Genomic DNA, 24746 nt, shown 5'->3' with positions numbered 1-24746 from the left:
CCGGTTCGCGGGGCCGGCGGTCAGCACAGCGTCACCGTCAGCCGGGAGTGCGCCGCCGCGGCGGCGAGTCGGGCCGCCGTCGCACGGGGCACCGAGAGGACCACCAGCGCCCCGGCCTCCTCGTCGTGCGCACCGCCGGGCGGATCCGCGCCCGGGCCGGGCACGGCGGCCACCCGTACGCTCCGGGCGACGGTCCGCGCGGGACCGGCCGGGGTGTCCGCGGAGTGCTCGTCGGCGGGGGGCGTCGCCAGGACGTCGACCCGGTCCCCGGGCCGCAGCAGCCGAACCACCGCCGCGTCCGGAATCCGCACCGGGGCCTCGACGGTCGCGGCGCCGGCGCCCTCGGGCGAGGGCCGGATCGGCGGGGACGGCGAAGCGGGCGGGGACGCCGGTGCGGGTGCCCGTCCGGACGCGGACCGGGCCGCGGGGGACGTGCGACTCCCGTCCGGCTCCCCGGGCGGCCCCCAGGCCATGGCCGCCACGGCGGCGACGGCCAGGGAGACGGCCGCCATCCGCGGACCCGCGCCCCGGACGGAGCCGGCGAGACCGCGCCTGGCGCGCACCGGGTCGAACTCCGGGACGGACCAGGAGGGCGGGGGACAGGACGCCGGAGGGGCCGGGGGAGAAGGTGCGGGGGGAGGTGCGGGGGACGGGGAGGAAGAGGGAGTACTGGACAACGCGATCACCGCCTCGTGGTGGAAACCCCTCCACGATGTCCGGTGCGGCGGAAGTCCGCCGGGGCCTGTGGACCACCCGCCGGTTGTGGAAAACCCGCTCACCCACACGAGCCCGCACGAGCCCCGTCCGTCCCACCCGTCCCGCGAGGCGCTCACCGCCCGGCGAGCAGCCCGGAGACGGCAGCCCGGAAGCCGGAACCCCGGGAGAAGACAGCCCGGAGACGGCGGTCAGGGAAGCTCGATCCCCGGTTCCATCCCGTCCAGCGCCGACGCGCACGCGCAGTCCCGCTCCACCGGCAGCGCCGCCACCGCGTCGAAGAGGACCTCCCGCAGCCGCCCGACGTTCTGGGCGAAGACCCGCAGGACCTCCTCGTGGGAGACCCCCTCGCCCGCCTCCGCGCCGGCGTCCAGGTCGGTGACCAGGTTGACCGAGGTGTAGCAGAGGGCGAGCTCCCGGGCGAGGACCGCCTCCGGGTGCCCGGTCATCCCGACCACCGACCAGCCCTGGGCCGCGTGCCAGCGGGACTCCGCACGGGTCGAGAAGCGCGGCCCCTCGATCACCACCAGCGTGCCGCCGTCCACCGGCTCCCAGCCGCGCCCGCGCGCCGCGGCGATCGCGGCCTTCCGCCCCGCCGCGCAGTAGGGGTCGGCGAAGGACAGGTGGACGACGTTCGGGACCGAGCCGTCGGCCAGGGGCTCGCCGTCGTAGTACGTCTGGACGCGCGACTTGGTGCGGTCCACGAGCTGGTCCGGCACCACCAGCGTGCCCGGCCCGTACTCGGGGCGCAGGCCGCCCACCGCGCACGGCCCCAGCACCTGGCGCACGCCGACGGAGCGCAGGGCCCACAGGTTGGCGCGGTAGTTGATCCTGTGCGGGGGCAGGTGGTGCTTGCGTCCGTGCCGCGGCAGGAAGGCCACGCGCCGCCCGGCGACCTCGCCGATGAAGAGGGAGTCGCTCGGCGCGCCGTACGGCGTGTCGACCACGACCTCCGTCACGTCGTCCAGGAACGAGTAGAACCCGGACCCGCCGATGACGCCTATCTCCGCCTGAGGGGCTGCCTGCCGGTGGTTTCCCGCCTGTGCGCTCATGGCCGCCACCCTAGCCCCGATCCCGCGGACCCCGCCGGGCATACGCCTCGACGGGGTTCCGGGAGCGTGCCGGGCCGGGCCCGGGCGGCGGGGATCAGGCGGCCGAGGAACCGGCCTTGGACGAGTCGCCGGACGAACCCGAGCTCTCGCTCTTCGAGGACGAAGAGGAGGACGACGAGGACGACGGGCTGCCCGAGGTGGAGCCGCGGCTGTCGTTGCGGTAGAAGCCGGAGCCCTTGAAGACGATGCCGACCGCCGAGAACACCTTCTTCAGGCGTCCCTTGCAGCTCGGGCACTCGGTGAGCGCGTCGTCGGTGAACTTCTGAACCGCTTCCAGGCCCTCGCCGCACTCGGTGCACTGGTACTGATAGGTCGGCACTTGCTCCTCCTGGCACTCTGACTCGTGGAGTGCTAACGACGCACCATGGTGCAGTATTCCGGCGGCTTAGTCCACCGGAGCCGGTGGACGGTGACCCTCACCACGTGCCGCCACCCGGCCGCCGTCCCCCGTCCGGGGGGTGTCGGACGGCGGGTCCAGCCGGCCGCGCAGCGCCGCCACGGTCACCAGGGCCAGGACCGTCGCGGCCAGCGGCACCGCGAAACCGGCGCTCGCCCCGAAGCCGTCCGCCAGCCGCCCGGCCACCGTCGCGGCCCCGGCCTGCCCCAGCGCCACCGCGCCGGTCAGCCAGGTGAACGCCTCGGTGCGCAGGGTGGGCGGAGTCAGCCGCTCCACCAGCGTGAAACCGGTGATCAGGCTCGGGCCGATGCCCGCGCCGGCCAGCAGGCCGAGGACGGCCAGCAGCGGCACCGAGTCCACCGCCCACAGCGGGGCGGTGGTCAGCGCCAGCAGCGCGTACGCCACCAGCAGCCGCCGGCGCGGGGAGGACCGCCAGGAGAGGGCCCCGTAGACCAGGCCGGCGAGCATGTTGCCCGCGGCGAAGATCCCGTACAGCACGCCGTTGATGCCCGGCTGCCCGATGCCCTCGGTGAAGGCGGCCAGCGACACCTGCATCCCGCCGAAGACCGCGCCGATGCCCAGGAAGGCGACGACCAGCACCCGCACGCCCGGCACCGACAGCGCCGACGCGTGCCGCTCGCCCTTCGCCCGGGGCCGGCGGTGCGCCGGGGGCTCGGTGCGGCGCTGCACCGCGAAGAGCAGGCCGCCGACCGCGGTCAGGGCGCCCTCCGCGACCAGCCCGGCGGCCGGGTGCACGGTGGTGCACAGCGCGGTGGCCAGGACCGGGCCGATGACGAAGGTCAGCTCGTCGGTGACCGACTCCAGCGCCGCCGCCGTCGGCAGCAGCCGCGTGCCGTCCGTGCCGTCCGCCCGGGGGCGGCCGAGCAGGTGCGCCCAGCGGGCCCGCACCATCGGGCCGATCTGCGGCACCGAGGCGCCGGCCGGCACGGCCGCGAGCAGCAGCGCCCACAGCGGCGCGCGCGACAGGGCGAGCGCGACCAGCAGACCGACGAAGGCGGCGTGCAGCACGACGCCGGGCAGCAGGACGGCGCGCTGGCCGAAGCGGTCGGCGAGTCTGCCGCTGCGCGGCGCGAACAGGGCCATCGCCACACCGGTCGTGGCGGACACCGCGCCCGCGGTGCCGAACGAGCCGGTGGTGTGCTCGACCAGCAGCACGATGCCGAGCGTCAGCATCGCGAAGGGCTGGCGGGCCAGGAAGCCGGGCAGCAGGAACGTCCACGCGCCGGGGGTGCGCAGCAGCTGCCGGTAGCCGGGCTTCCGGCCGGAGCCGTCGGGGGAGGGGGAGACCGAGGAAGTGACCGTGGTGGTCACGACCGGACCTTTCTGCCGCCTGGTAGCGCGCCGCGGGCACCGCACGACGGGTGCGGCGGGGCGTGCCGAGGGCCGTCCTCATCGCGCGCAGCCGTGGCGTGTGGTCAGCCGTGCGGTCGCGCCGGCCCTGCATCAGGCGGAGTCGAAACACCGAAAGTCGGACAAACGTACGACGTTAGGTTAACGGATGGCTTCAACGGCCTCACGTGTGCCGGTGCCGCCGGGGTGTCGTGCCCGCTCCCCGGAGCCCCTCCCCCGAACCGGGCCGGAGGACGGACGCGGAGGACGGACGCGGAGGACGGACGCGGAGGACGGACCGGGTCAGCGGCGGCGGCCCAGCGCCGAACTGCCCGTGGAGCCCAGCCAGCCGGCCAGCTTGCCGCCCCGGCCCACGGCCAGCAGGCGCCGCTCGGCGGCGTCCCGCACCGCGTCGGTGGTGACGACCAGAAGTTCGTCACCGCGTCGCAGGACGGTGGTGGGGGTCGGCACGAAGCTGCTGCCCTCCCGCACGACCAGGGTGACCGCCGAGCCCTTGGGCAGCCGGAGCTCCGACACCTCCACACCGTGCATCCGCGACCCCTCGGGGATGCCGACGGAGATCAGGTGGCCCTGCAGCCTCTCCAGCGGCGCCGACTCGATCTCCAGGTCCGTCGCACCCCCGCCCCCGCCCAGCCCGAGCTTCCGGGCGACCCAGGGCAGGGTCGGGCCCTGGACCAGGGTGAAGACGACGACCAGGACGAAGACGATGTTGAAGATCCGGTCGCTGTCCCGGCCCGGGTGCACCATGGGAATCGTCGCCAGGATGATCGGCACCGCGCCGCGCAGCCCCGCCCACGACATCAGCGCCTGGTTCCGCCAGGGAAGCCGGAAGGGCAGCGTGCACAGCACCACCGACACCGGCCGGGCCACCAGCGTCAGCACCAGGCCGATGACCAGCGCGGCCCCGAAGTCCTCCAGCAGTTCCGACGGGGTGGCCAGCAGGCCCAGCAGGACGAACAGGCCGATCTGCGCGATCCACGCCATGCCGTCGGCGAAGCCCCGGGTGGCCGGCCGGTGCGGCAGCCGGGCGTTGCCGAGGACGATCCCGCAGATGTAGGTCGCCAGGAAGCCGCTGCCCTGCGCCAGTGCGCCCCCGGCGTACGCCAGGACGCACAGGGCCATCACCGCGATCGGGTACAGGCCGGAGGCGGGCAGGGCCACGTGCCGCAGCGCGTACTCGCCGAACTTGCCGACGGCCGCCCCGATCACGACGCCGATCGCCAGCTGCAGCACGATGTTTCCGATCAGGACGTACCAGGGGTCCAGCGGGCCGGCCGTCGAGAAGGCGACGACCAGGATCACCACGGGAGGGTCGTTGAACCCCGACTCCGCCTCCACCGTTCCGGCCAGCCGGCGCGGCAGCGGAACCCTGCGCAGCACGGAGAACACCGCCGCGGCGTCCGTCGACGAGACCACCGCCCCCATGATCAGCGACAGCCGCCAGTCGAGTCCCACCAGGTAGTGGGCCCCGGCGGCGGTGATCCCCACGCTGATCGCGACGCCCACGGTGGCCAGTACGGTCGCCGCCGGCACCGCCGGCCGGATGTCGCGCCACTTGGTGCCCAGACCGCCCTCGGCCAGGATCACCACCAGTGCCGCGTAGCCCAGCACCTGTGTCAGCTCGGCGTCGTCGAACCGTACTCCGAGCCCGTCCTGTCCGATGGCGAGCCCGATGCCGAGGTAGAGCAGGAGGCTGGGGAGTCCGGTGCGCGAGGAGAGCCTGACCGCCGCGACGGCGACGAGCAGGACGATCGCGGAGACCAGCATGAGTTCGTTGAGGCGGTCGACAGTCAGGGGCGGATCCTTCCGTGCGGACCGGGCGGGAACGGCCGGGATCCGACCGCCGAAAAGTCATTTGGCTGCCTAACAATTTACCATTGCTTGAATGTTGCCGTTCCGTTGCGCAGGACTCCCTGGCATCCGGCGGGGCGGCTCGTCCTATGGTTGCTCCAGCACTCAGGACCACCCTGCCCTCGAAGGACAGCGATGCCCGCCAAGAAGACCTCACGACGCGCCCGTCTTCCCGTGATCGCAGTCGTGCTGCTGCTCGTGGCGGGCATCGGCTACGGCACGTTCTGGAGCGTGGACACGGTCCGCGCCTCCTTCCCGCAGACCACCGGCTCACTCCAGCTGGACGGTCTGTCCGCGCCGGTGACCGTCAAACGCGACGCCAACGGCATACCCCAGCTCTACGCCGACACCGCCGAGGACCTCTTCCGCGCCCAGGGCTACGTCCACGCCCAGGACCGCTTCTGGGAGATGGACGTGCGGCGGCACCTGACGGCCGGGCGCCTGTCGGAGATGTTCGGCGAGAGCCAGGTCGAGACCGACGCCTTCCTGCGCACCCTGGGCTGGCGGAAGGTCGCACAGGAGGAGTACGACACCAAGCTGTCGAAGACGACCAAGGACTACCTCCTGGCGTACTCCGAGGGCGTCAACGCCTACCTGGCCGACCACAGCGGCGACGAGCTCTCCCTGGAGTACGCGGCCCTCGGCTTCACCAACGACTACAAGCCGCAGAAGTGGACGCCGGTGGACTCCGTCGCCTGGCTCAAGGCCATGGCCTGGGACCTGCGCGGCAACATGCAGGACGAGATCGACCGCGCCCTGCTCTCCAGCCGCCTGACGGACGAGCAGATCGAGGAGCTGTACCCGGAGTACCCGTACGACCGGAACACACCGATCGTCGGGAACGGCGCGGTGGACGCCGCCACCGGCGAGTTCGACCCGAAGGCCACTCCCTCCGGCGGCGCCACGTCCCCGGGCGGGACCGCGAACCCCGACGGCACGGTCACGTCCCCCGACGGCACGGTCACCTCTCCCGACGGCACGGTGACCCCCGACGGCACCGCCCCGCAGGGCTCCCCCGACGCCGCGGCCCAGGGCGTCCAGACCCAGCTCGCCGCGCTCTCCGACGCCATCGACGGCATCCCCGCCCTGCTCGGCCCCAACGGCAACGGCATCGGCTCCAACTCCTGGGTCGTCTCGGGCGAGTACACGACCACCGGCAAGCCGCTGCTGGCCAACGACCCGCACCTGGCGCCGCAGCTCCCCTCGATCTGGTACCAGATGGGCCTGCACTGCACGACGGTGGGCAAGTCCTGCCCGTTCGACGTGGCGGGCTTCACCTTCTCCGGCATGCCGGGCGTGGTGATAGGCCACAACCAGGACATCTCCTGGGGCTTCACCAACCTCGGCGCGGACGTCACCGACCTGTACCTGGAGAAGATCGAGGACGGGGCGTACGTCTACGACGGGAAGCGGGTCCCCTACGAGACCCGCGAGGAGGTCATCAAGGTCGCCGGCGGCAAGGACCGGAAGATCACCGTCCGCTCCACCCGCCACGGCCCGATCGTCTCCGACCGCAGCACCGAACTGGGCACGGTCGGCGACCACGCCCCCGTCCGGGACGGCGCCCCCGACCGCGGCAAGGGCTACGCCGTCTCGCTGCGCTGGACGGCCCTGGAGCCCTCCAGGACCATGGACGCGGTCTTCAAGCTGAACACCGCGGAGAACTTCGCACAGTTCCGCGCGGCGGCCCGCGAGTTCGCCGCCCCCTCGCAGAACCTGATCTACGCCGACACCGAGGGCCACATCGGCTACCAGGCCCCCGGCCTCATCCCGGTCCGCGGCAAGGGCGACGGCCGCTACCCGGCGCCCGGCTGGGACCCGGACTACGAGTGGAAGGGCTGGATACCCCAGGAGGCGCTGCCCTGGGAGTACGACCCCGAGCGCGGCTACATCGTCACCGCCAACCAGGCCGTCATCGACGACAAGTACGCCCACTTCCTCACCGACGACTGGGGCTACGGCGCCCGCAGCCAGCGGATCAACGACCTCATCCGGTCGAAGATCAAGGACGGCGGCAAGATCTCCATGGACGACATGGCGTCCATGCAGCTCGACAACAGCAGTGAGATCGCCAAGATCCTGGTCCCCTACCTGCTGAAGATCGACATCGAGGACCCCTACGTCCGCGAGGCGCAGAAGCTGCTGGAGGGCTGGGACTACACCCAGGACGCCGACTCGGCACCCGCCGCCTACTTCAACGGCGTGTGGCGCAACCTCCTCAAGCTCACCTTCGGCCACAAGCTCCCCAAGGAGGTGCGCGTCGAGGGCGAGTGCCTGCGGGTCCGCCCGGCCGACGACTCCGGCCCGATCGAGGACCTGGACGGCACCGTCCGCACCGTCCGCGAGTGCGGACAGCGCGCCCCGGAGTCCGCGCAGCCCGACGGCGGCGACCGCTGGTACGAGGTCGTGCGCACCCTGCTGGAGAAGCCCGAGAGCGGTTGGTGGGTCCCCGGCAGCCGCTACGAGCAGGGCAAGGGCGACCGGGACGAGATGCTGGAGGAGGCCATGACGAGCGCCCGCTGGGAGCTGACCACCAAGCTCGGCAAGGACATCGACACCTGGAACTGGGGCCGCCTGCACCGGCTGATGCTCAAGAACCAGACCCTGGGCACCGAGGGGCCCGGCTTCCTCCAGCACCTGCTCAACCGCGGTCCGTGGAACCTCGGCGGCGGCGAGGCGGCGGTCAACGCCACCGGCTGGAACGCGGCCGGCGGCTACGAGGTGGTCTGGGTGCCGTCGATGCGGATGGTGGTCAGCATGGCCGACCTCGACGAGTCCCGGTGGATCAACCTCACCGGCGCCTCCGGCCACGCCTACCACCCCAACTACAGCGACCAGACGGACCTGTGGGCCGAGGGGAAGATGCTGGACTGGGCGTTCAGCGAGAAGGCCGTCGAGAAGGCGACCGAGGACACCATGGCCCTCACGCCGTGAAGCGGTGCACCCCCTCGGGGGTGACCGCGGCGTGCACGGGCCGGTCGTGGGGCTCGGCGGGCACCCTCCCGTCCAGCAACTCGCCGGCGTGGAGCAGCACCACGCGCGCCGGCCGGGCCCCGGACGCCTCGACGCGGGCCAGCAACCGGTCGTAGCTGCCGCCGCCGCGCCCCAGGCGCACTCCGCGCCGGTCCACGGCCAGCCCGGGCAGCAGGACGGTGTCGACGGCCGTCACCGCGTCCGGGCCGAGCCGCGGACCGGTGGGCTCCAGGAGCCCGCGTCCGGCGCGCGCCAGCCGGTCCGCGCCCTCGTACACGGCCCAGTCCAGGTCGTCGTCGGGCAGGAGGACCGGCAGCAGCACCCGTACGCCGCGCTCGCGCAGCGCGTCCAGCAGTGCACGGGTGTCCGGTTCGCGTCCGACCGACACGTACGCGGCCACCGCGCGCGCCCCGGTCAGCTCGGGCAGCTCCAGGGCGTGCCGGGCGAGCGCCGCGGCGGCCCGCCGCACCCCGTCCTCCGGCAGTGCGGCCCGTGCCGCCAGGAGGGCGCGCCGCAGCGCCCGCTTCCCGGTGGCCGTGGTGGTCTCGGGGGTGTTCTCCGCGTCGCTCACGGTGGTTCGGCTCCCGGTGTCCGGCTCGCTGGTCACGGCATTGACCGCCGCGGGCGCATTATCATCCCGGTGGCATGGCGGACCGGCTCCGACCTGTTCCGGAGGCGATCCGGCGGCCCCGGAATGATTGTCTGCAGAACGCAACGGACGTGTTGAAAACGCACGTTGTGTAACAAGGCAGGGGCTAAGGTGCTGGACATGACTACCTCGCGTACACGGATCACCAAGGCCGTGATCCCGGCCGCCGGGCTCGGTACCCGATTCCTCCCGGCGACGAAGGCCACTCCCAAGGAGATGCTGCCGGTCGTCGACAAGCCCGCGATCCAGTATGTGGTGGAGGAGGCCGTCACCGCGGGCCTCCCCGACGTCCTCATGGTCACGGGCCGCAACAAGCGCCCGCTGGAGGACCACTTCGACCGCAACTACGAGCTGGAGGAGGTGCTGCGGAGGAAGGGCGACGAGACCAAGCTGACCAAGGTCCAGGAGTCCACCGACCTCGCCACCATCCACTACGTGCGCCAGGGAGACCCCAGGGGACTGGGCCACGCCGTCCTGTGCGCCGCCCCGCACGTCGGCGACCAGCCCTTCGCCGTCCTGCTCGGCGACGACCTGATCGACCCGCGCGACCCGCTGCTGTCCCGCATGATCGAGATCCAGGCGGTGTACGGCGGCAGCGTCGTGGCGCTGCTGGAGGTCGACCCCGAGAACATCCACCTCTACGGCTGCGCCGTGGCCAAGCCCACCGGGGACGACGACGTCGTGCGCGTCTCCGACCTGGTGGAGAAGCCCTCCCGCGAGGACGCCCCCAGCAACCTGGCCGTCATCGGCCGCTACGTCCTCGACCCCGCCGTCTTCGAGGTCCTGCGCAAGACCGAGCCCGGGCGCGGCGGCGAGATCCAGCTCACCGACGCCCTCCAGACCCTCGCCGCCGACCCCTCCATCGGCGGCCCGGTGCACGGCGTGGTCTTCAAGGGCCGCCGCTACGACACCGGCGACCGCGGCGACTACCTGCGGGCCATCGTCCGGCTGGCGTGCGAGCGCGAGGACCTGGGGCCGGACTTCCAGCAGTGGCTGCGCGACTTCGTGGCCAAGGAGCTGTAGTCCCGTGAGCAGGACCTGGTCCGTCGACGAGCACCTGGCCGACATCCTGCGGTCGGTGAGGCCGCTGGACCCCATCGAGCTGCACCTGCTCGACGCGCAGGGATGCGTACTCGTCGAGGACGTGCTGGTGCCCACCCCGCTGCCGCCCTTCGACAACAGCTCCATGGACGGGTACGCGGTCCGCGTCGCCGACGTGGAGAAGGCGAGCGAGAACGACCCGGTGACGCTGGAGGTCGTCGGGGACGTGGCGGCGGGCACCGGACGGCTGCCGGGGATCGGACCGGGCCAGGCCGTCCGCGTGATGACCGGGGCCCCGCTGCCGCCCGGCGCCGAGGCCGTCGTCCCCGTGGAGTGGACGGACGGAGGCACCGGCGGCGGCCCGGCCGACGCCATGGCCGCCCACAGCGCCGACCCGTCCGGCGCCACGGGCGAGGTCCGCGTCCACCGGCCGGTGACGGCCCGGCAGCACGTGCGCGACAAGGGCGGCGACATCCGGGCCGGCGCGGTCGCCCTGGAGGCCGGCACGGTCCTGGGGCCCGCCCAGATCGGCCTGCTCGCCGCCGTCGGCTGCGAGACGGTCACCGTCCGCCCGCGCCCGCGCGTGGTCGTCCTCTCCACCGGCAGCGAACTCGTCCGGCCCGGCTCGCCGCTGGGCCCGGGCCAGATCCACGACTCCAACAGCTACGCCCTGACCGCCGCGGCCCGGGCCGCGGGCGCCATCGCCTACCGCGTCGGAGCGGTGGCCGACGACGCCGACACCCTGCGCACGGTGATCGAGGACCAGCTCGTCCGCGCCGACGCCGTCGTCACCAGCGGCGGCGTGAGCGTCGGTGCGTACGACGTGGTGAAGGAGGCGCTCTCCGACCTCGGCGGCACCATACTGGGCGGCGCCGACCCGGCGGAGTCCGAGGAATCCGGGACGGACCCGGAGCACGGGGAGTCCGGGCGGCCGCCGGAGGGCGGAAAGCCGGCCGCGCCCGCACGGAGCGTGGAGTTCCGCAGACTCGCCATGCAGCCCGGCAAGCCCCAGGGCTTCGGCCTGGTCGGCCCCGACGGCATCCCCCTGTTCGCCCTGCCCGGCAACCCGGTCAGCTCCTACGTCTCCTTCGAGCTGTTCGTCCGCCCGGCCCTGCGCGCCCTGATGGGGCTGGAAACCGTCTCCCGGCCCACCGTCCGCGCCCGCCTGGAGTGCGAGGAGCCCATCGGCTCCCCGGCCGGGAAACGGCAGTTCCTGCGCGGCCGGTACGAGCCGCCGGGCGACGGCGAGCGGGTCGGCACCGTGCGGCCGGTGGGCGGCGCGGGCTCCCACCTGCTCGGCTCCCTGGCCCGTGCCGACGCGCTGATCGTCGTACCCGAGCAGACCACCGAAGTCGCCCGGGGCGACGAACTGGAAGTCGTGCCCCTGGACGGAACCGACTGACCCGATGTCCTGCGGGTACCGTTGTCGTCCGACACGGAGCGACGCGGGAGAGTGATGAACAGCGCGCCACAGGGGAGCACCCCCGGCACGGCCGGCGGCCTCACCCACATCGACGAGGCGGGCGCCGCCCGCATGGTCGACGTCTCGGCCAAGGAGGTCACCGCCCGCACCGCGCGTGCGGCCGGGCGCGTGCTCGTCTCGCCGCGCGTCGTGGAACTGCTGCGCGGCGAGGGGGTCCCGAAGGGCGACGCACTCGCCGTCGCCCGCATCGCCGGGATCATGGGCGCCAAGCGGACGCCCGACCTGGTGCCGCTGTGCCACCCGCTGGCCCTGTCCGGGGTCACGGTGGACCTCTCCGTCGCGGACGACGCCGTGGAGATCACGGCGACGGTGAAGACCACCGACCGCACCGGGGTGGAGATGGAGGCGCTGACGGCCGTGTCGGTCGCGGCGCTGACCGTCGTGGACATGGTGAAGGCCGTCGACAAGGGCGCCGTCATCACGGACGTGCGGGTGGAGGAGAAGACCGGGGGCGCCTCCGGGGAGTGGAGGCGGGACCAGTGACCGGCACCGGCGCCCCGAGCGGTACGCGGGGCCGCGCCCTGGCCGTCACCGTCTCCGACCGCGCCGCCGCGGGCGTCTACACCGACACCACCGGGCCGCTGCTGGTGAAGGCCCTGGCCGAACTGGGCTTCGCCGCCGACGGCCCGCGCGTCGTCCCGGACGGCGACCCCGTGGAGGAGGCGCTGCGCGCCGCCGTCGCCGCCTCCTACGACGTGGTGCTCACCACCGGCGGCACCGGCATCTCGCCGACCGACCGGACGCCGGAGGCGACCCGGCGCGTGCTGGACCACGAGATCCCCGGCATCCCCGAGGCCATCCGCGCCGCCGGTCTCGCCAAGGTGCCCACCGCCGCCCTCTCGCGCGGCACGGCGGGCGTGGCGGGCACGACGCTGATCGTCAACCTCCCCGGCTCCAGCGGGGGCGTCCGCGACGGACTGGCCGTCCTGGCGCCCCTTCTGGCCCATGCGGTGGAGCAGATCCGCGGAGGCGACCACCCGCGGCGGGACGCCCATCCGAGGAGCGGTCCCGGAGACGCCCGGGGGAACGATCCGGAGCACACCCCGAGGGAGGAACCGAACTGAACCCCTCCTGGCCGGTCGAGTTGACGGACGGTGATGTGACCCTCCGTCCCATAAGGCTGCGCGACCACCGCGCCTGGCGGGAGGTGAACCAGCGGAACCGGGACTGGCTGCGCCCGTGGGAGGCCACCATTCCGCCCGCCCTGCCCGGCCACCTGCCGCCGCGGCGCCCGACGTACCGGCAGATGGTCCGTCACCTCCGGACGGAGGCGCAGGCGGGCCGGATGCTGCCGTTCGTGATCGACTACCGGGGGCGGCTGGCCGGGCAGTTGACGGTCGCCGGAATCACCTGGGGCTCGATGTGCTCGGGGCACATCGGCTACTGGATCGACCACGAGGTGGCGGGGCGCGGGGTGATGCCGACGGCCGTCGCGCTCGCCGTGGACCACTGCTTCCGCACGGTCGGGCTGCACCGGATCGAGGTCTGCATCCGCCCCGAGAACGGACCGAGCCGCCGCGTGGTGGAGAAACTCGGATTTCGCGAGGAGGGTCTCCGTCCGCGCTATCTGCACATCGACGGCGCCTGGCGCGACCACCTGGTGTACGCCCTGACCACGGAGGACGTCCCCGAGGGGCTGCTGGACCGCTGGCACCGGCGCACGAGTCCCGGAACTCCGCGTAAATAAAATAAATGTTCGATTCTATCTACGGATTGGGCATCTTCCGTTCACCATCCGCGCAAAGCAGCGAACGTCAGTCGCAACAATCACAAAAAAAGGTAGAGATATCAGCCAGATCGTGCGACACACCGCGCCAATTGGCGTATGGGGTTCGGCAAACCCCTCTACCGTGTGAGGCGTGAGCAGCAGCGGCCTCATCTACGCAGTCATCGTCGGGGCCTGGGCCGCCTACCTGGTGCCGATGTGGCTCCGTCGGCAGGACGAACTCAACGAAGCTCGTCCCACCGAGCGCTTCAGCACCGCCATCCGGCTGCTGTCCGGCCGGGCGGGGATGGAGCGCCGGTACGCCAGGGACCTCAGGGAGGCGGCCGAACGCGAGGGAGACGGTCCGCCGGATCTCGCGGTCACCGACGAGGACGCCACCGGCGTGCCCGCGGACGGCGTGGACGTCCGGGCCCTCGCCAACCCCGTGACCGAGCGGCACGAGGTTCCCGGGCCCGCGACCATGGCCCGCGCCGAGGCCCCCACCGAGGTGCGCCGCCCGGCGGGCACGGGCCGTGCCGACCACGCCGGCACGGCGGGGCAGCCGGGCCGCGTCCGCCGGGCCAAGCTCCTCGCCCGGCGCCGCCGCACCACGATGGTGCTCTTCCTCGCCTTCACGCTCGGCACGATCGTCGCCGCGGTCGGCGGCGTCGCCTTCCTGTGGGCCCCCGCGATCCCCGCCGGACTGCTGAGCGCGTACATCGCCCACATGCGCGCCCAGGAGCGCCGCCGCTTCGCCTTCGTGATGGACCAGCGCCGGGCGGAGGCCGCGGCCCGGCACCTGCGCGAACAGCGGGGGATGCCCGCCTCCCCGGCCCCGGTTGCCGAGCCCGAGGCGCCCGACCCGGAGGCCGCCGCCGAACGACGGGCCCTGGTGGAGCAGACCGACCACGCCGAATGGGTGGACTCCCAGCGCCGCGAGCGCACTCCCGGCCCGGCGGACGGAGGCTGGGAGCCCACGCCCGTGCCGCTGCCCACTTACGTCAACGCCCCCGTCGCCCCGCGCACCGCGCGCGGCGTGGACCTCGGCGCCCCGGACACCTGGAGCTCGGCCCGCTCCACCACGGCCCCCTCCACCACCCCGGCCTCCGCCGCCCCGGTCTCCTCCGTTCCGGTCTCCTCCGCTCCGGACCAGCAGCCCGCGGCCGACCGCGCCCCGGCCTCGGCGCCGCGCAGGCAGACCCCGCTGTTCGACCAGTACGCCGACGAGGACCGCCCCCGCGCCGCCAACGAGTGACCCGTCCCGCACCGCACCGGGCCCACGGGGACCGGCGGGAGAACGGATTTCCGCGCACGCGGTTGGGGATGCTAGGGTTTCACCCGTTGCAAGGGCCTGTAGCGCAGTCCGGTAGCGCACCTCGTTCGCATCGAGGGGGTCAGGGGTTCAAATCCCCTCAGGTCCACACCGCAGCAGAAAGCCCCTCCCGGGTACCGGGAGGGGCTTCGCCGTTCCCGAGCCGGCGCCGGGGAGGCTCCGTCAGTGGGGCCGCCGAGGCCGCCGAGGCCGCCGAGTGCGGTCAGGACGCGGGGATCAGCGTGAGGTAGGCCATGCCCAGCACGCCCCGGTAGGCCATCCAGGCGGCGCGGTGCCGGTCGGCGCGCTCCCGCACCTCGGCCGCCAGGGGGTGGTCGGGGTGGGCGGCGAGCCACTCCTCCTCGCCGGCCAGGTATCCCGACTCGAACTCCTCCCACTCGTCCTCGTTCGCCGTCTCGGTCCACTCCGGCCGGAACCCGGCGGCGACGGCGGTGTCCACCAGGCCCGCGAGGTCGAGGTGCTCGTCGGCGGACGCCCCCGGCCACATCCGGGACAGCTCGGCCGGGGTGGGGGTGCGCTGCCAGAAGCCCTCGCCGAACAGGACGCGTCCGCCCGGATTGACCAGCCGGCGCAGCTTCCGCAGGGCCTCGACGGTGTGTCCGGGCGGCGCGGCCGTGCTGAGCGCCTGGCCGGAACCGACGCACAGGACGAGGTCGGCCGGACCGCGGGCGGCCTCTTCCACGGACGCCTTGACGAACTCCACCCGGTCGGCGAGTCCGCGGGCCCCGGCCTCGCGGCGGGCGCGGGCCAGGTCCTCGGCGTTGATGTCGAGACCGACGGCGGTGGCCCCCGGCGCGGCGGCGAGGAGACGGAGCGTCAACTCGCCCCAGCCGCAGCCGATGTCGAGGACGGTGGCGGGGTCCGTGCGGACGAGCCGCCGGACGACGCGGTCGGCGCGCGTCTCGGAGAGGGGGCCGTGGAAGACGAGGCGGGTGAGCCGGGGCGGCCGGCCGGTGTCCGTGGTCACGATGGGCACCGTAGTTCCGCCGGGAACGGCGGGACACCGGTTTTCCCGGCGGGACGGCACCCTCCCCGCGTCAGTCCTTCGCCTCGGGGGCGCGGGGAAGGCGTTCGAGCGCCGCGGCGAACGCGGCGGCGTCGTCCGCGTCCAGCACGATGCCGAAGACGTCCTCCAGCACCTTGGGCCCCTCGTGCGGCTCCAGCTCGCGCACTCGGCGCGAGCCGTCCGCGAGGACGGTGGTCACCCAGGTGGCGCCGTACAGCGCCTGGTGGACGCCGGGGCCGGTGCGCTGGACGACCGGACGCCGGACGAAGGGCGAACGGGGGTGGGTGGAGACGTGGTGGTTGCCCACCACCCAGTCCACGGCGTACTGCGGGTTCGGGGTGAAGGTGTGGAGGTCGAGCCAGCCGTCGCCGTCCCCGCCCCGGAGATCGCCGTCCACGGGCGCGCGCCGCTCGCGGAGCGTCCACTCCTCGGCGGCGAGGGTCGTCCCGAGGCGGACGGTGCGCCGTTCCAGCCGGAAGGACCGGCCGCCGTCGGTGGTCCCGGCCCCGTCGGCGAACTCGATCGGTTCCAGGGGGCTGGAACCGAATCCGACGTCGCAGATCCACACCCGCCCGGTGTCGGGCGTCTCGGCGGTCTCCACCCGCAGCACGGCGTGCGTGGCGGGCCGGAGGCGGTCCGAGCCCATGCCGACCCGGGAGGACAGGCCGGTGACGCCGAAACCCAGCCGTTCCAGGGCGGCGGCGAAGATCCGGGCGTGCTCGAAGCAGTACCCGCCGCGCGCCCGGCGGACGAGCTTGTCCTGGAGGGCGGGCAGATCGAGCGGGACCGGCCGCCCGAGGACGATCTCCAGGTTCTCGAAGGGCACGGCCAGGACGTGCGCGCGGTGCAGGGCCCGCAGGGTCTCCGCGGTGGGGGAGAGGTCCCCGGTGTGGCCGATCCGGGCCAGATAGGCGTCCAGGTCCAGCAGGCCGCCGTCCCACCGGCGACCGGTCTCGACATCGTGTTCCGTCATGGTGTGGCCTCCCCGTCGTGACGGCCGGGCCGGCGGTCGCCGGCCGGTGGAACCGACGCTAGGACCTCAAGCGGACATGAAGTCAAGGGAAGGGGGCGGCCCCCGGTGGGAGAGGGGGGCGAACCCCATGGCGGGACCGCTCGTGGGCGGCTAGCGTCGACGGCATCGGCCTCTCCGGCCCCGGAACGCCGTCTCCGCGACCGCGGAGGACCCCAGTGATGCGGAGACAGACATGCCCCAGCGGTTACGCCTCGTCCAAAGCACCACGGCCGCCGTGCTCGCCGCAGCTCTGGCCGGCTCCTGCGGCCTGGTGCCCGGCGAGACCTTCGGCGACGGCGCCACGGTGGACGCGGAGATCACGTCCGTGCGTCTGGAGTCCGGCCCGGGGGACGTCACCCTGCGCGGCAGGGAGGACCTGGACCGGGTGACCCTGGAGCGCACCGTCGAGTACCGGGGGGACAGGCCCGAGGGCGCCACCCACCGGGTGGAGGACGGCGTCCTGGTGCTGGGCGGCTGCGGCCGGCGCTGCGAGGTCCGCTACACCGTCGACGTCCCCGCGGGGATCACGGTGACGGGCTCCACCTCCAACGGCCGGGTGACGCTCGACAAAGTGGGCGCGGTGGACGTGTCCACCTCCAACGGCCGGGTGGAGCTGGAGGACGTGGCGGGCCCGGTCGAGGTCCGCACCAACAACGGACGGATCACCGGCCGCGGACTGAGGGGCGACGGCATCCGGGCGGAGACCTCCAACGGCGAGGTCGACCTCGCTCTCGCCGCGCCGCAGGACGTCCGGGTGAGGACCTCCAACGGCGACGTCGTCCTCACCGTGCCCGGCGCCCGCTACCGCGTCACCGCCGACAGCGACAACGGCGACCGGAACATCGGAGTCGACGACGACCCCTCCGGCCCGTACACGCTCGACCTGGCCACCGGCAACGGCGGGATCACCGTCAAGCGCGGCTGAACCGGCCCGGAGGGACGGCCCGGGCCGTCCCGGGGCTCAGCGCAGGGGCTTGGCGTAGCAGCGGCTGTTGGGCTCGTTGCGGTAGACCCCGAACTTCTCGCAGAGGGCGTAGCCGCTCGACTCGTACAGCGCCATCGCCTCCGGCTGCATGGTGCCGGTCTCCAGCACCATCCGGATCCGGCCCGCCTGCCGGGCGTCCTCCTCCAGGAGGGCCAGGATGCGGCGGGACAGGCCCTGCCGCCGGGCCTCGCGGACCACGAACATCCGCTTCAGCTCGGCGTCGCCGTCCCGGTAGTTCTCCTCGTTCTCGTCCATCGCCCGCCAGCCGCCGGTGGCGACGGGACGGTCCAGCTCGTCGTAGGCCACGAGGAACAGGCCGTTCGGCGGCTGGAACATCGCCGGGTCCAGCGGGGTGACATCGCCTTCTCCCCCGTACCGCTCGGCGTACTCCTGCTGCACCAGGTCGTTGAGCTTCACGGCGTCGGGATGGTCGAAGGGAGTGGGCACGATGCGCATGCCCGCATCGTAAGGTGCCGGGGTGCTGACGATTTCGACGGTCAATGTGAACGGGCTGCGGGCAGCGGCGAAGAAGGGCTACACCGAGTGGCTGGCCGCGACCGAGGCGGACGTGGTGTGCCTGCAGGAGGTGCGCGCCGAGCCGGACCAACTCCCGGACGGGGTAGGTGAACCGGAGGGCTGGCACGCGCAGTACGCCCCCGCCGCGGCCAAGGGGCGCGCGGGTGTGGCGGTGCTCACCCGGCGTGCGCCGGAGCGGGTGCAGGTGGGGTTCGGCGTGACCGAGTTCACCGACTCCGGCCGCTACCTGGAGGTCGACCTGCCGGGGCTGACCGTCGCCAGCCTCTACCTCCCCTCGGGCGAGGTGGGCACCGAGCGGCAGGAGGAGAAGGAGCGCTTCATGGCGGCCTTCCTGCCGTACCTCGCCGGGCTGCGCGAGCGCGCCGCCGCCGAGGGGCGCGAGGTGCTCGTCTGCGGCGACTGGAACATCGCGCACCGGGAGGCGGACCTGAAGAACTGGCGGGCCAACCGGAAGAACTCCGGTTTCCTGCCGGAGGAGCGCGCCTGGCTCGGCCGGGTCTTCGACGAGGCGGGCTACGTCGACGTCGTCCGCCGTCTGCACCCGGACCAGGAGGGGCCGTACACCTGGTGGTCCTACCGGGGCCGCGCCTTCGACAACGACGCGGGATGGCGGATCGACTACCACGTCGCGACGGAGGGCCTGGCGCGGCGGGCGGTGAAGGCGATCGTGGAGCGCGCGGCCGACCACGCGGGGCGGTGGAGCGACCACGCGCCCGTGACGGTCGTCTACGGGCCCTGACGGTCTCCCGGCGCGCCCTCGCCGCCACCGCGTCCGCCGCCGTCCCCGCCCCCGGCCGGGTCGCCGTCGGCGGGCAGGAGGGATTCGGTGAGGCGGCGCGCCTCGGCCAGGAGCGTGCCGAACACCGCCACCCGCCCCGGGTCGGCCCCGGCCTGCCGGGGAAGGTCGGCGCGGAGCCGGTGCCGGGTGGCGCGGGCCGCCCCGACGGCCTCCCGGAGCTCCTCCCGGGCCGCGTCGGGGGCGTCGCCGGTGACCGCGCGGCCGTAGGCGTCCAGGGCCGTGGCGACCTGGCGGAGGAAGCCTGCGTAGGGGCGGGTGACGGAGTGGTCGGGGCGGGGGGTCTCGTCGCTCTCGTCGGCGGCCTCCACCAGGGTGCGGGTCAGTCCGACGAGGCGGGCGGCGACGTTGTCCAGGGTGTCCAGGGTTTCGTCGTACACCGCGTCCAGCCGCGCCAGTTCGGCCCGGCGGCGGCGGTCGGGGTTGAGGCGGAGGCTCTCCCGGCTCCAGCCGAGCGCCGAGTGGACGCCGCGGACCAGCCGCGGGAGGCGGCAGGCCCGCTCGTACCAGGCGCGGACGCGGTCGTACTCCCAGGGCTCGTCCAGGCCGTCGGCGAGTTCCGCCACGATCTCCCGGGCCTCGCGGACCACGTCGTCCACCGCCTCGCGGGTGCTGCGCAGGTAGACGGGCGGCAGGACCAGGGCGTTGACGGCGATGCCGACGGCCGTGCCCAGCAGCGTGGCCAGGATGCGGGAGACGGTGGAGTCGAGCGTCGTCTCGCCCGGGACCAGGGTGAACAGGGCGGCGGTGGAGGCGTAGATGCCCTGGTCGCCGAAGCGCGGCCAGTTGCTCAGCAGGGTGGTGAGGGGCAGGACGACGACCATCGCCAGCAGGGGGTGGCCGAAGGGGATGACCAGGGCGGCGGCCAGCACGGTGCCCGTGGTGATCGCCAGCGTCTGGTGGAGCCCCTGCCGCACCGACCGGTAGACGGTCGCCTGCACCAGGACCACGGCCACCCACGGCGCCATCAGGGCGAAGGCCTCGGGCAGCAGCCAGGAGGCGGCGAACCAGGCGATGAGGGCGGCGAGCGCGGCCTTGCCGGACTGGACGGCCAGGTCCCGCTCGCGGCCCGGTTCGCGCCAGGCGCGGCGTGCGGCCCGGGCGATCCAGGAGGCCTCCGCCCGTACGGCCCGCCACGGCGAGGCGGTCCGGGCGCGCTGCGAAGCGGAACGTGTGTGCACCATTCGGGTACGCCTGCCACGGGGACGGGCCGGGCATGCGCGGCGGAACCGGTCCGGACGCCGGACGGTTCGGACGCCGGACGGTCCGGAGCGCGGTACGGGCTCAGGCGCCCGCGGACTCCGTCCCGGGGTCTGCCCCCGCGTCCGCTCCCGCCCCTGTTCCGGGGTCCGCCCCGGGGTTTTGCCCCGGTTCCCGTCCGGCCCCGGAACCGGTCCGCGGGCCGGCGTCCGAGCGCGGCCACGACTCCAGCTCCGCGCGGACGCGGCGGTCCATGGCCAGTGCCAGTTCGGTGTCGACGACCTGCTTGGCCAGCGGGCGCAGCCGGTCCATGAGCTCGGAGAGGCGCTGGAGGCCGGCGGGGGACAGTTCGTCGACGTCCGCGAGCAGGTGCCTGCGGACGAGGCCGGTGAACAGGTCGGCGACGGCGTCGGCGTGCTCGCGCACCACGCGTCCGGCCTCCAGCACCGCCGCGAGCGGTATCCCTTCGCGCACCAGCGCGGTGGACGCGTCGAGCAGGCGGCGGCTGACGTGGACGACCTCCTCGCCGTCGACGGCGACGTAGCCCAGCCGCAGTGCGGCGGCGAGGTTGCCGGAGGTGACCTCGCCGGGGAAGTGCGCGGCCAGTTCCTCGGGGGTGAGACGGACGGGGGTCTCCTCCGACCAGGGGGAGACCAGCGCGCTCTCCAGGCCGAGGAGTTCGGCGGCGTTCCCGCTGTCCCGGCCCTTCTCGAAGGCGTCGATCAGGTCGGCGATGCCGCCGAGGGTGTGGCCGCGGGCCAGCAGTGCGGAGATCGTCCGCAGCCGGGCCAGGTGGTGCTCGTTGTACCAGGCGATCCGGCCCTCGCGGCGCGGCGGCGGGAGGAGTCTGCGCTCGCGGTAGAAGCGCAGGGTGCGCACGGTGATGCCCGCCGCCCTGGCGAGTTCGGCCGTGCGGTACTCGACGGGGGTCTTCCCGCCGGGGGCCGGCCCGTCGGGGTGTGCCGTGCCGTCCGCCCCTTCGGCGTCCGGCGCCGGCCCCGGTGCTGCGTCTGTCTCTGGGTCCGCCACACCCGGAAGCCTATGCGGAACGGGCGGGTTCCCGGGCCGCCGGAGCAGGGTGCGACCGCCGGTAACTTTCCCCGTCCCGCCCTCTACCGATCAGTACGCTCCTGTCCTACGCTCCCACCATGCCAGTGATCACTGGCATGTTCCGTGAGTGCGACGCAGGAAGTCGGGAGGCGGCATGGCCGAGCACGAGCATGTACGGGTGGCGGTGATCGGATCGGGGTTCGGCGGCCTGGGCGCCGCCGTACGACTGCGCCGCGCGGGCATCACGGACTTCGTGGTGCTGGAGCGCCGCGACTCCGTGGGCGGCACCTGGCGGGACAACAGCTACCCGGGGTGCGCCTGCGACGTGCCCTCCCACCTCTACTCGTTCTCCTTCGCGCCCAACCCCGACTGGCCGCGGAACTTCTCCGGACAGGAGCACATCCGCGCCTACCTGGAGCGGGTCGCCGACACCTTCGGGCTGCGCCCCCACATACGCTTCGGCGCCGAGGTGCTCCAGGCCCGCTGGGACGCGGAGGAGCTGCGCTGGGAGGTCGAGACCGCCGCGGGCACCCTGACCGCCGACATGGTCGTCTCGGCCACCGGCCCGCTCTCCGACCCCAGGATCCCCGACATACCCGGCCTGGACGGCTTCACCGGCAAGGTCTTCCACTCCGCGCAGTGGGACCACGACTACGACCTGCGCGGCAAGCGCGTCGCCGTGATCGGCACCGGCGCCTCCGCGATCCAGATCATCCCGGCGATCCAGCCGCTCGTCGGGCGGCTCACCGTCTTCCAGCGCACCCCGGCGTGGGTCATGCCGCGCGTGGACCGGGAGATCAGCGCCTTCGAGCGCCGACTGCACGCCGCTGTGCCCCCCACGCGCGCCCTGCGCCGCCAGATGCTCTGGCTCATCCGCGAACTCCAGGTCGGAGCGTTCACCAAGCACCCCGCCCAGCTGGGCCTGGTCGAGAAGCTCGCCAGACGCCACATGCACAAGGCCGTCAGGGACCCGGCGCTGCGCGCCAAGCTCACCCCGGACTACCGCATCGGCTGCAAGCGCATCCTGCTGTCCAACACCTACTATCCGGCGCTGGCGAAACCCAACGTGGACGTCGTCGCCTCCGGTCTGAAGGAGGTCCGCGGCAGCACCCTGGTGGCCGCCGACGGCACCGAGGCCGAGGTGGACGCGGTGATCTTCGGCACCGGCTTCCACGTCACCGACATGCCGATCGCCCACCGGATCAAGGGCGCCGACGGCACGACGCTGGCCGAGGCGTGGAAGGACGGGATGGAGGCCCTGCGCGGCTCCACCGCCACGGGCTTCCCCAACTTCATGACGATCATCGGCCCCAACACCGGACTCGGCAACAGCTCGATGATCCTCATCATCGAGGCCCAGCTCAACTACATGGTCGACTACCTCGCGCAGCTCGACACGCTCACCACCGCCGGCACCGGCCGGGCCGCGCTCGACGCCCGTCCCGAGGCCGTCCGCGCCTGGAACGACCGCGTCCAGGAGCGCATGAAGCGCACGGTGTGGACCACGGGCGGCTGCCGGAGCTGGTACCTGGACGCCAACGGCCGCAACACCACCGTCTGGCCGGGCACCACCGGCGAGTTCCGGAGGGTCACCAGGCGGGTCGACCTGGCCGAGTACCGGGTGCTGCGCGCCCCGGCCCGGACGGGGCGGCAGACCGCGGACCTGGCGGAGGCGGCCCGATGAGCGCGCCCCGTCCCGGACACGTCACCTCGGGGCCGTACGCCCCCGTCCCCGCCCGCCGCGAGTTCACCGTCACCTCCGCCGACGGCGCGGAGATCCACGTGGAGGAGCACGGACGCGAGGACGGCCCCACCGTCGTCCTGGCGCACGGCTGGACCTGCTCCACCGCCTTCTGGGCCCCGGTGATACGGCACCTGGCCGACGGCCACCGGGTGATCGCCTACGACCAGCGCGGCCACGGCCGCTCCCCGGCCGCCGGCCCCGGCGGCCACACCACCACCGCCCTCGCCGACGACCTGTGCGCCGTGCTGGAGGCCGCCGGTTCCCGGGTGGTGGTCGCGGGCCACTCCATGGGCGGGATGACGGTCATGGCCGCCGCCGGACGCCCCCAGATGCGCGAACGCGTCGCCGCCGCGCTGCTGTGCAACACCGGCAGCTCCCGGCTGCTGCACGAGTCCACGGTGGCGCCGCTGAGCGCCGGCCGGCTGCGGTACCGCGTCCAGAAGGCCGTCCTCGGCTCCAGCCTGCCCCTGGGCCCCGTGACGCCGCTGGGCATGCGCGTCCTGCGGTACGCCACGATGGGCCCCGCCGCCACCCGGGAACAGATGGAGGCGTGCGCCCGCATCGTCCACGCCTGCCCCCGCGCGGTGCGCGCCTCCTGGGCGAGGGACGTCCTGGCGGTGCTGGACCTGGACGCCAACCTCGCCGCCCTGGACATGCCGGTCGGCGTCGTCGCCGGCGAGAAGGACCGGCTCACCCCGCCGGTGCACGCCCGCCGGCTGGCCGGGGCGCTGCCGCACTGCACCGGCCTGACCGTACTGCCCGGCCTCGGGCACATGACCCCCGTCGAGGCGCCGGAGACCGTCGCCGACGCCGTGGCCGCCCTGGTGCGCGACCACCTGTCCGGGGCCGGGGACCCGTCGCCCGCCCTCCCAGCCGTGAAGGAGCTCTCGTGACAGGACGCAGAAGTCTTCAGGACCAGGTCGTGGTGGTGACGGGCGCGGCCCGGGGCGTGGGCGAGCTGCTCGCCCGGAAACTCGCGGCGCGCGGCGCGCGGATCGCCCTGGTCGGCCTGGAGCCGGAGGGGCTGCGGAAGGTCGGCGAGGCGCTGCCGACGGACTCCGCGCACTGGCACGCCGACGTCACCGACCACACCGCGATGGCGAAGGTCGCGCGGGAGGTGAGGGAGCGCTTCGGCTCGGTGGACACCGTCGTCGCCAACGCCGGCGTGGCCACCGGCGGCCTGTTCGCCGACTCCGACGAGACCTCCTGGCGCCGGGTGATCGAGGTCAACCTGCTCGGCAGCGCCATCACCGCCCGCGCCTTCCTGCCCGCCCTGATCGAGTCGCGCGGCTACCTGCTCCAGATCGCCTCGCTCGCGGCGATCACCCCCGCTCCGATGATGACCGCCTACTGCGCCTCCAAGTCGGGTGTGGAGGCCTTCGCGCACAGCCTGCGCGCGGAGGTCGGCTACCAGGGGGTGCGAGTCGGCGTCGGCTACCTGAGCTGGACGGACACCGACATGGTCCGCGGCGCCGACGAGGACGAGGTGATGCGCGAGCTGCGCGGCCGGCTGCCCTGGCCGGCGAACAGGACGTACCCGCTGGGCCCGGCCGTGGACCGGATCGTCGCCGGCATCGAACGCCGCTCGTTCCACGTCTACGGGCAGTGGTGGCTGCGCGGCATGCAGCCGGTCCGCGGGTACCTGCCCGGGATCATCGGCCGGGTCGGGCAGCGCGAGATGCGGCACTTCGCGCCGCGCCTGGCCGCCGCGGGCGGGGGGCGCGGGCTGGTGGGCGCGGGCGGCGCGGCGGACGAGAAGGAGCGCGCGAACCGCTGAGCGCCGCCGG

The 24746-nt window shown here is 73.8% G+C and carries 23 protein-coding genes and 1 tRNA gene; 13 read left to right on the top strand and 11 right to left on the bottom strand.

The genetic code is table 11. From position 1 onward, the window contains the following. Window positions 1-20 precede the first annotated feature (20 nt). From ABD358_RS02680 to ABD358_RS02660, 5 genes are all read right to left on the bottom strand, one after another. A complete protein-coding gene (locus ABD358_RS02680; protein WP_344629161.1) occupies window positions 21-512 on the bottom strand; it encodes an RcpC/CpaB family pilus assembly protein in 492 nt (163 codons plus the stop codon). Between the two features lie 393 nt (window positions 513-905). After that, window positions 906-1766 carry an S-methyl-5'-thioadenosine phosphorylase gene (locus ABD358_RS02675; RefSeq protein ID WP_344629160.1) on the bottom strand — a complete coding sequence of 287 codons (861 nt, stop codon included), beginning with the start codon at window positions 1764-1766 and terminating at the stop codon, window positions 906-908. A gap of 94 nt (window positions 1767-1860) precedes the next feature. Beyond that, complete coding sequence (locus tag ABD358_RS02670; RefSeq protein ID WP_344629159.1) at window positions 1861-2145, bottom strand: FmdB family zinc ribbon protein; 285 nt, start codon at window positions 2143-2145, stop codon at window positions 1861-1863. Window positions 2146-2211: 66 nt separating this feature from the next. Next, window positions 2212-3555, bottom strand: a complete 1344-nt coding sequence (locus ABD358_RS02665; protein ID WP_344629158.1) for an MFS transporter — start codon at window positions 3553-3555, stop codon at window positions 2212-2214. Window positions 3556-3876: 321 nt separating this feature from the next. Continuing rightward, on the bottom strand, window positions 3877-5361 hold the full coding sequence (locus ABD358_RS02660; protein WP_344629157.1) for a potassium/proton antiporter: 1485 nt from the start codon (window positions 5359-5361) through the stop codon (window positions 3877-3879). A 219-nt stretch (window positions 5362-5580) separates the two neighbouring features. On the opposite strand from ABD358_RS02660, the gene ABD358_RS02655 reads away from it, so the two are divergent. Then, window positions 5581-8379, top strand: a complete 2799-nt coding sequence (locus ABD358_RS02655) for a penicillin acylase family protein (protein ID WP_344629156.1) — start codon at window positions 5581-5583, stop codon at window positions 8377-8379. On the opposite strand, the gene ABD358_RS02650 is transcribed toward ABD358_RS02655, so the two are convergent. Continuing rightward, window positions 8369-8989 carry a 5-formyltetrahydrofolate cyclo-ligase gene (locus ABD358_RS02650; protein WP_344629155.1) on the bottom strand — a complete coding sequence of 207 codons (621 nt, stop codon included), beginning with the start codon at window positions 8987-8989 and terminating at the stop codon, window positions 8369-8371. The genes ABD358_RS02655 and ABD358_RS02650 overlap by 11 nt on opposite strands. A gap of 198 nt (window positions 8990-9187) precedes the next feature. Here ABD358_RS02650 and galU point away from each other — a divergent pair, with 198 nt between their 5' ends. From galU to ABD358_RS02615, 7 genes are all read left to right on the top strand, one after another. Beyond that, the gene (gene galU, locus ABD358_RS02645) at window positions 9188-10090 is read left to right on the top strand and encodes a UTP--glucose-1-phosphate uridylyltransferase GalU (protein ID WP_344629154.1); all 903 of its coding nucleotides are present in this window, start codon (window positions 9188-9190) and stop codon (window positions 10088-10090) included. A gap of 4 nt (window positions 10091-10094) precedes the next feature. After that, entirely contained in the window at window positions 10095-11510 is a 1416-nt protein-coding gene (locus tag ABD358_RS02640; protein ID WP_344629153.1) for a molybdopterin molybdotransferase MoeA, read from the top strand. A gap of 54 nt (window positions 11511-11564) precedes the next feature. Beyond that, complete coding sequence (gene moaC, locus ABD358_RS02635; protein ID WP_344629152.1) at window positions 11565-12074, top strand: cyclic pyranopterin monophosphate synthase MoaC; 510 nt, start codon at window positions 11565-11567, stop codon at window positions 12072-12074. Next, entirely contained in the window at window positions 12071-12655 is a 585-nt protein-coding gene (locus ABD358_RS02630; protein ID WP_344629151.1) for a MogA/MoaB family molybdenum cofactor biosynthesis protein, read from the top strand. The genes moaC and ABD358_RS02630 overlap by 4 nt, the downstream gene beginning before the upstream one ends. Continuing rightward, a complete protein-coding gene (locus ABD358_RS02625; RefSeq protein WP_344629437.1) occupies window positions 12652-13278 on the top strand; it encodes a GNAT family N-acetyltransferase in 627 nt (208 codons plus the stop codon). Before ABD358_RS02630 ends, ABD358_RS02625 begins: the two co-directional genes overlap by 4 nt. Before the next feature lie 172 nt (window positions 13279-13450). Then, window positions 13451-14551 (top strand): divisome protein SepX/GlpR, encoded by a 1101-nt coding sequence (gene sepX / locus ABD358_RS02620; RefSeq protein WP_344629150.1) that lies wholly within the window; start codon window positions 13451-13453, stop codon window positions 14549-14551. Between the two features lie 92 nt (window positions 14552-14643). Next, window positions 14644-14717, top strand: a tRNA-Ala gene (locus ABD358_RS02615). 114 nt (window positions 14718-14831) lie between these two features. On the opposite strand, the gene ABD358_RS02610 is transcribed toward ABD358_RS02615, so the two are convergent. Together ABD358_RS02610 and ABD358_RS02605 are read right to left on the bottom strand one after the other, a co-directional pair. Continuing rightward, a complete protein-coding gene (locus ABD358_RS02610; RefSeq protein WP_344629149.1) occupies window positions 14832-15596 on the bottom strand; it encodes an SAM-dependent methyltransferase in 765 nt (254 codons plus the stop codon). Window positions 15597-15666: 70 nt separating this feature from the next. Further along, complete coding sequence (locus tag ABD358_RS02605) at window positions 15667-16608, bottom strand: arylamine N-acetyltransferase family protein (RefSeq protein WP_344629148.1); 942 nt, start codon at window positions 16606-16608, stop codon at window positions 15667-15669. 232 nt (window positions 16609-16840) lie between these two features. Here ABD358_RS02605 and ABD358_RS02600 point away from each other — a divergent pair, with 232 nt between their 5' ends. Continuing rightward, window positions 16841-17572 carry a DUF4097 family beta strand repeat-containing protein gene (locus ABD358_RS02600; RefSeq protein WP_344629147.1) on the top strand — a complete coding sequence of 244 codons (732 nt, stop codon included), beginning with the start codon at window positions 16841-16843 and terminating at the stop codon, window positions 17570-17572. Between the two features lie 36 nt (window positions 17573-17608). Here ABD358_RS02600 and ABD358_RS02595 read toward each other — a convergent pair whose 3' ends face one another. Beyond that, entirely contained in the window at window positions 17609-18088 is a 480-nt protein-coding gene (locus tag ABD358_RS02595; protein ID WP_344629146.1) for a GNAT family N-acetyltransferase, read from the bottom strand. A 22-nt stretch (window positions 18089-18110) separates the two neighbouring features. Here ABD358_RS02595 and ABD358_RS02590 point away from each other — a divergent pair, with 22 nt between their 5' ends. Continuing rightward, window positions 18111-18908: an exodeoxyribonuclease III gene (locus ABD358_RS02590; protein WP_344629145.1), complete on the top strand. Its 798-nt coding sequence runs from the start codon at window positions 18111-18113 to the stop codon at window positions 18906-18908. Here the strand turns inward: ABD358_RS02590 and ABD358_RS02585 are convergent. Beyond that, window positions 18896-20149 carry an FUSC family protein gene (locus ABD358_RS02585; RefSeq protein ID WP_344629144.1) on the bottom strand — a complete coding sequence of 418 codons (1254 nt, stop codon included), beginning with the start codon at window positions 20147-20149 and terminating at the stop codon, window positions 18896-18898. The two genes, ABD358_RS02590 and ABD358_RS02585, sit on opposite strands and share 13 nt — an antisense overlap. 100 nt (window positions 20150-20249) lie before the next feature. Beyond that, the gene (locus tag ABD358_RS02580; RefSeq protein WP_425576226.1) at window positions 20250-21194 is read right to left on the bottom strand and encodes a MerR family transcriptional regulator; all 945 of its coding nucleotides are present in this window, start codon (window positions 21192-21194) and stop codon (window positions 20250-20252) included. A gap of 175 nt (window positions 21195-21369) precedes the next feature. Between ABD358_RS02580 and ABD358_RS02575 the strand changes: the two genes are divergently transcribed. The 3 genes from ABD358_RS02575 to ABD358_RS02565 are packed head-to-tail and all read left to right on the top strand — an operon-like array spanning window position 21370 to window position 24736. Beyond that, window positions 21370-22899 (top strand): flavin-containing monooxygenase, encoded by a 1530-nt coding sequence (locus tag ABD358_RS02575; RefSeq protein ID WP_344629143.1) that lies wholly within the window; start codon window positions 21370-21372, stop codon window positions 22897-22899. Beyond that, on the top strand, window positions 22896-23852 hold the full coding sequence (locus ABD358_RS02570) for an alpha/beta fold hydrolase (protein ID WP_344629142.1): 957 nt from the start codon (window positions 22896-22898) through the stop codon (window positions 23850-23852). Before ABD358_RS02575 ends, ABD358_RS02570 begins: the two co-directional genes overlap by 4 nt. Continuing rightward, the gene (locus tag ABD358_RS02565; protein WP_344629141.1) at window positions 23849-24736 is read left to right on the top strand and encodes an SDR family oxidoreductase; all 888 of its coding nucleotides are present in this window, start codon (window positions 23849-23851) and stop codon (window positions 24734-24736) included. The genes ABD358_RS02570 and ABD358_RS02565 overlap by 4 nt, the downstream gene beginning before the upstream one ends. Window positions 24737-24746: the final 10 nt, after the last annotated feature.

The sequence above is a fragment of the Streptomyces glaucosporus genome (genome assembly GCF_039533345.1).
GTDB classification, from domain to species: Bacteria; Actinomycetota; Actinomycetes; order Streptomycetales; family Streptomycetaceae; genus Streptomyces; species Streptomyces glaucosporus.
This window is presented reverse-complemented; position numbering and strand designations above follow the sequence as displayed.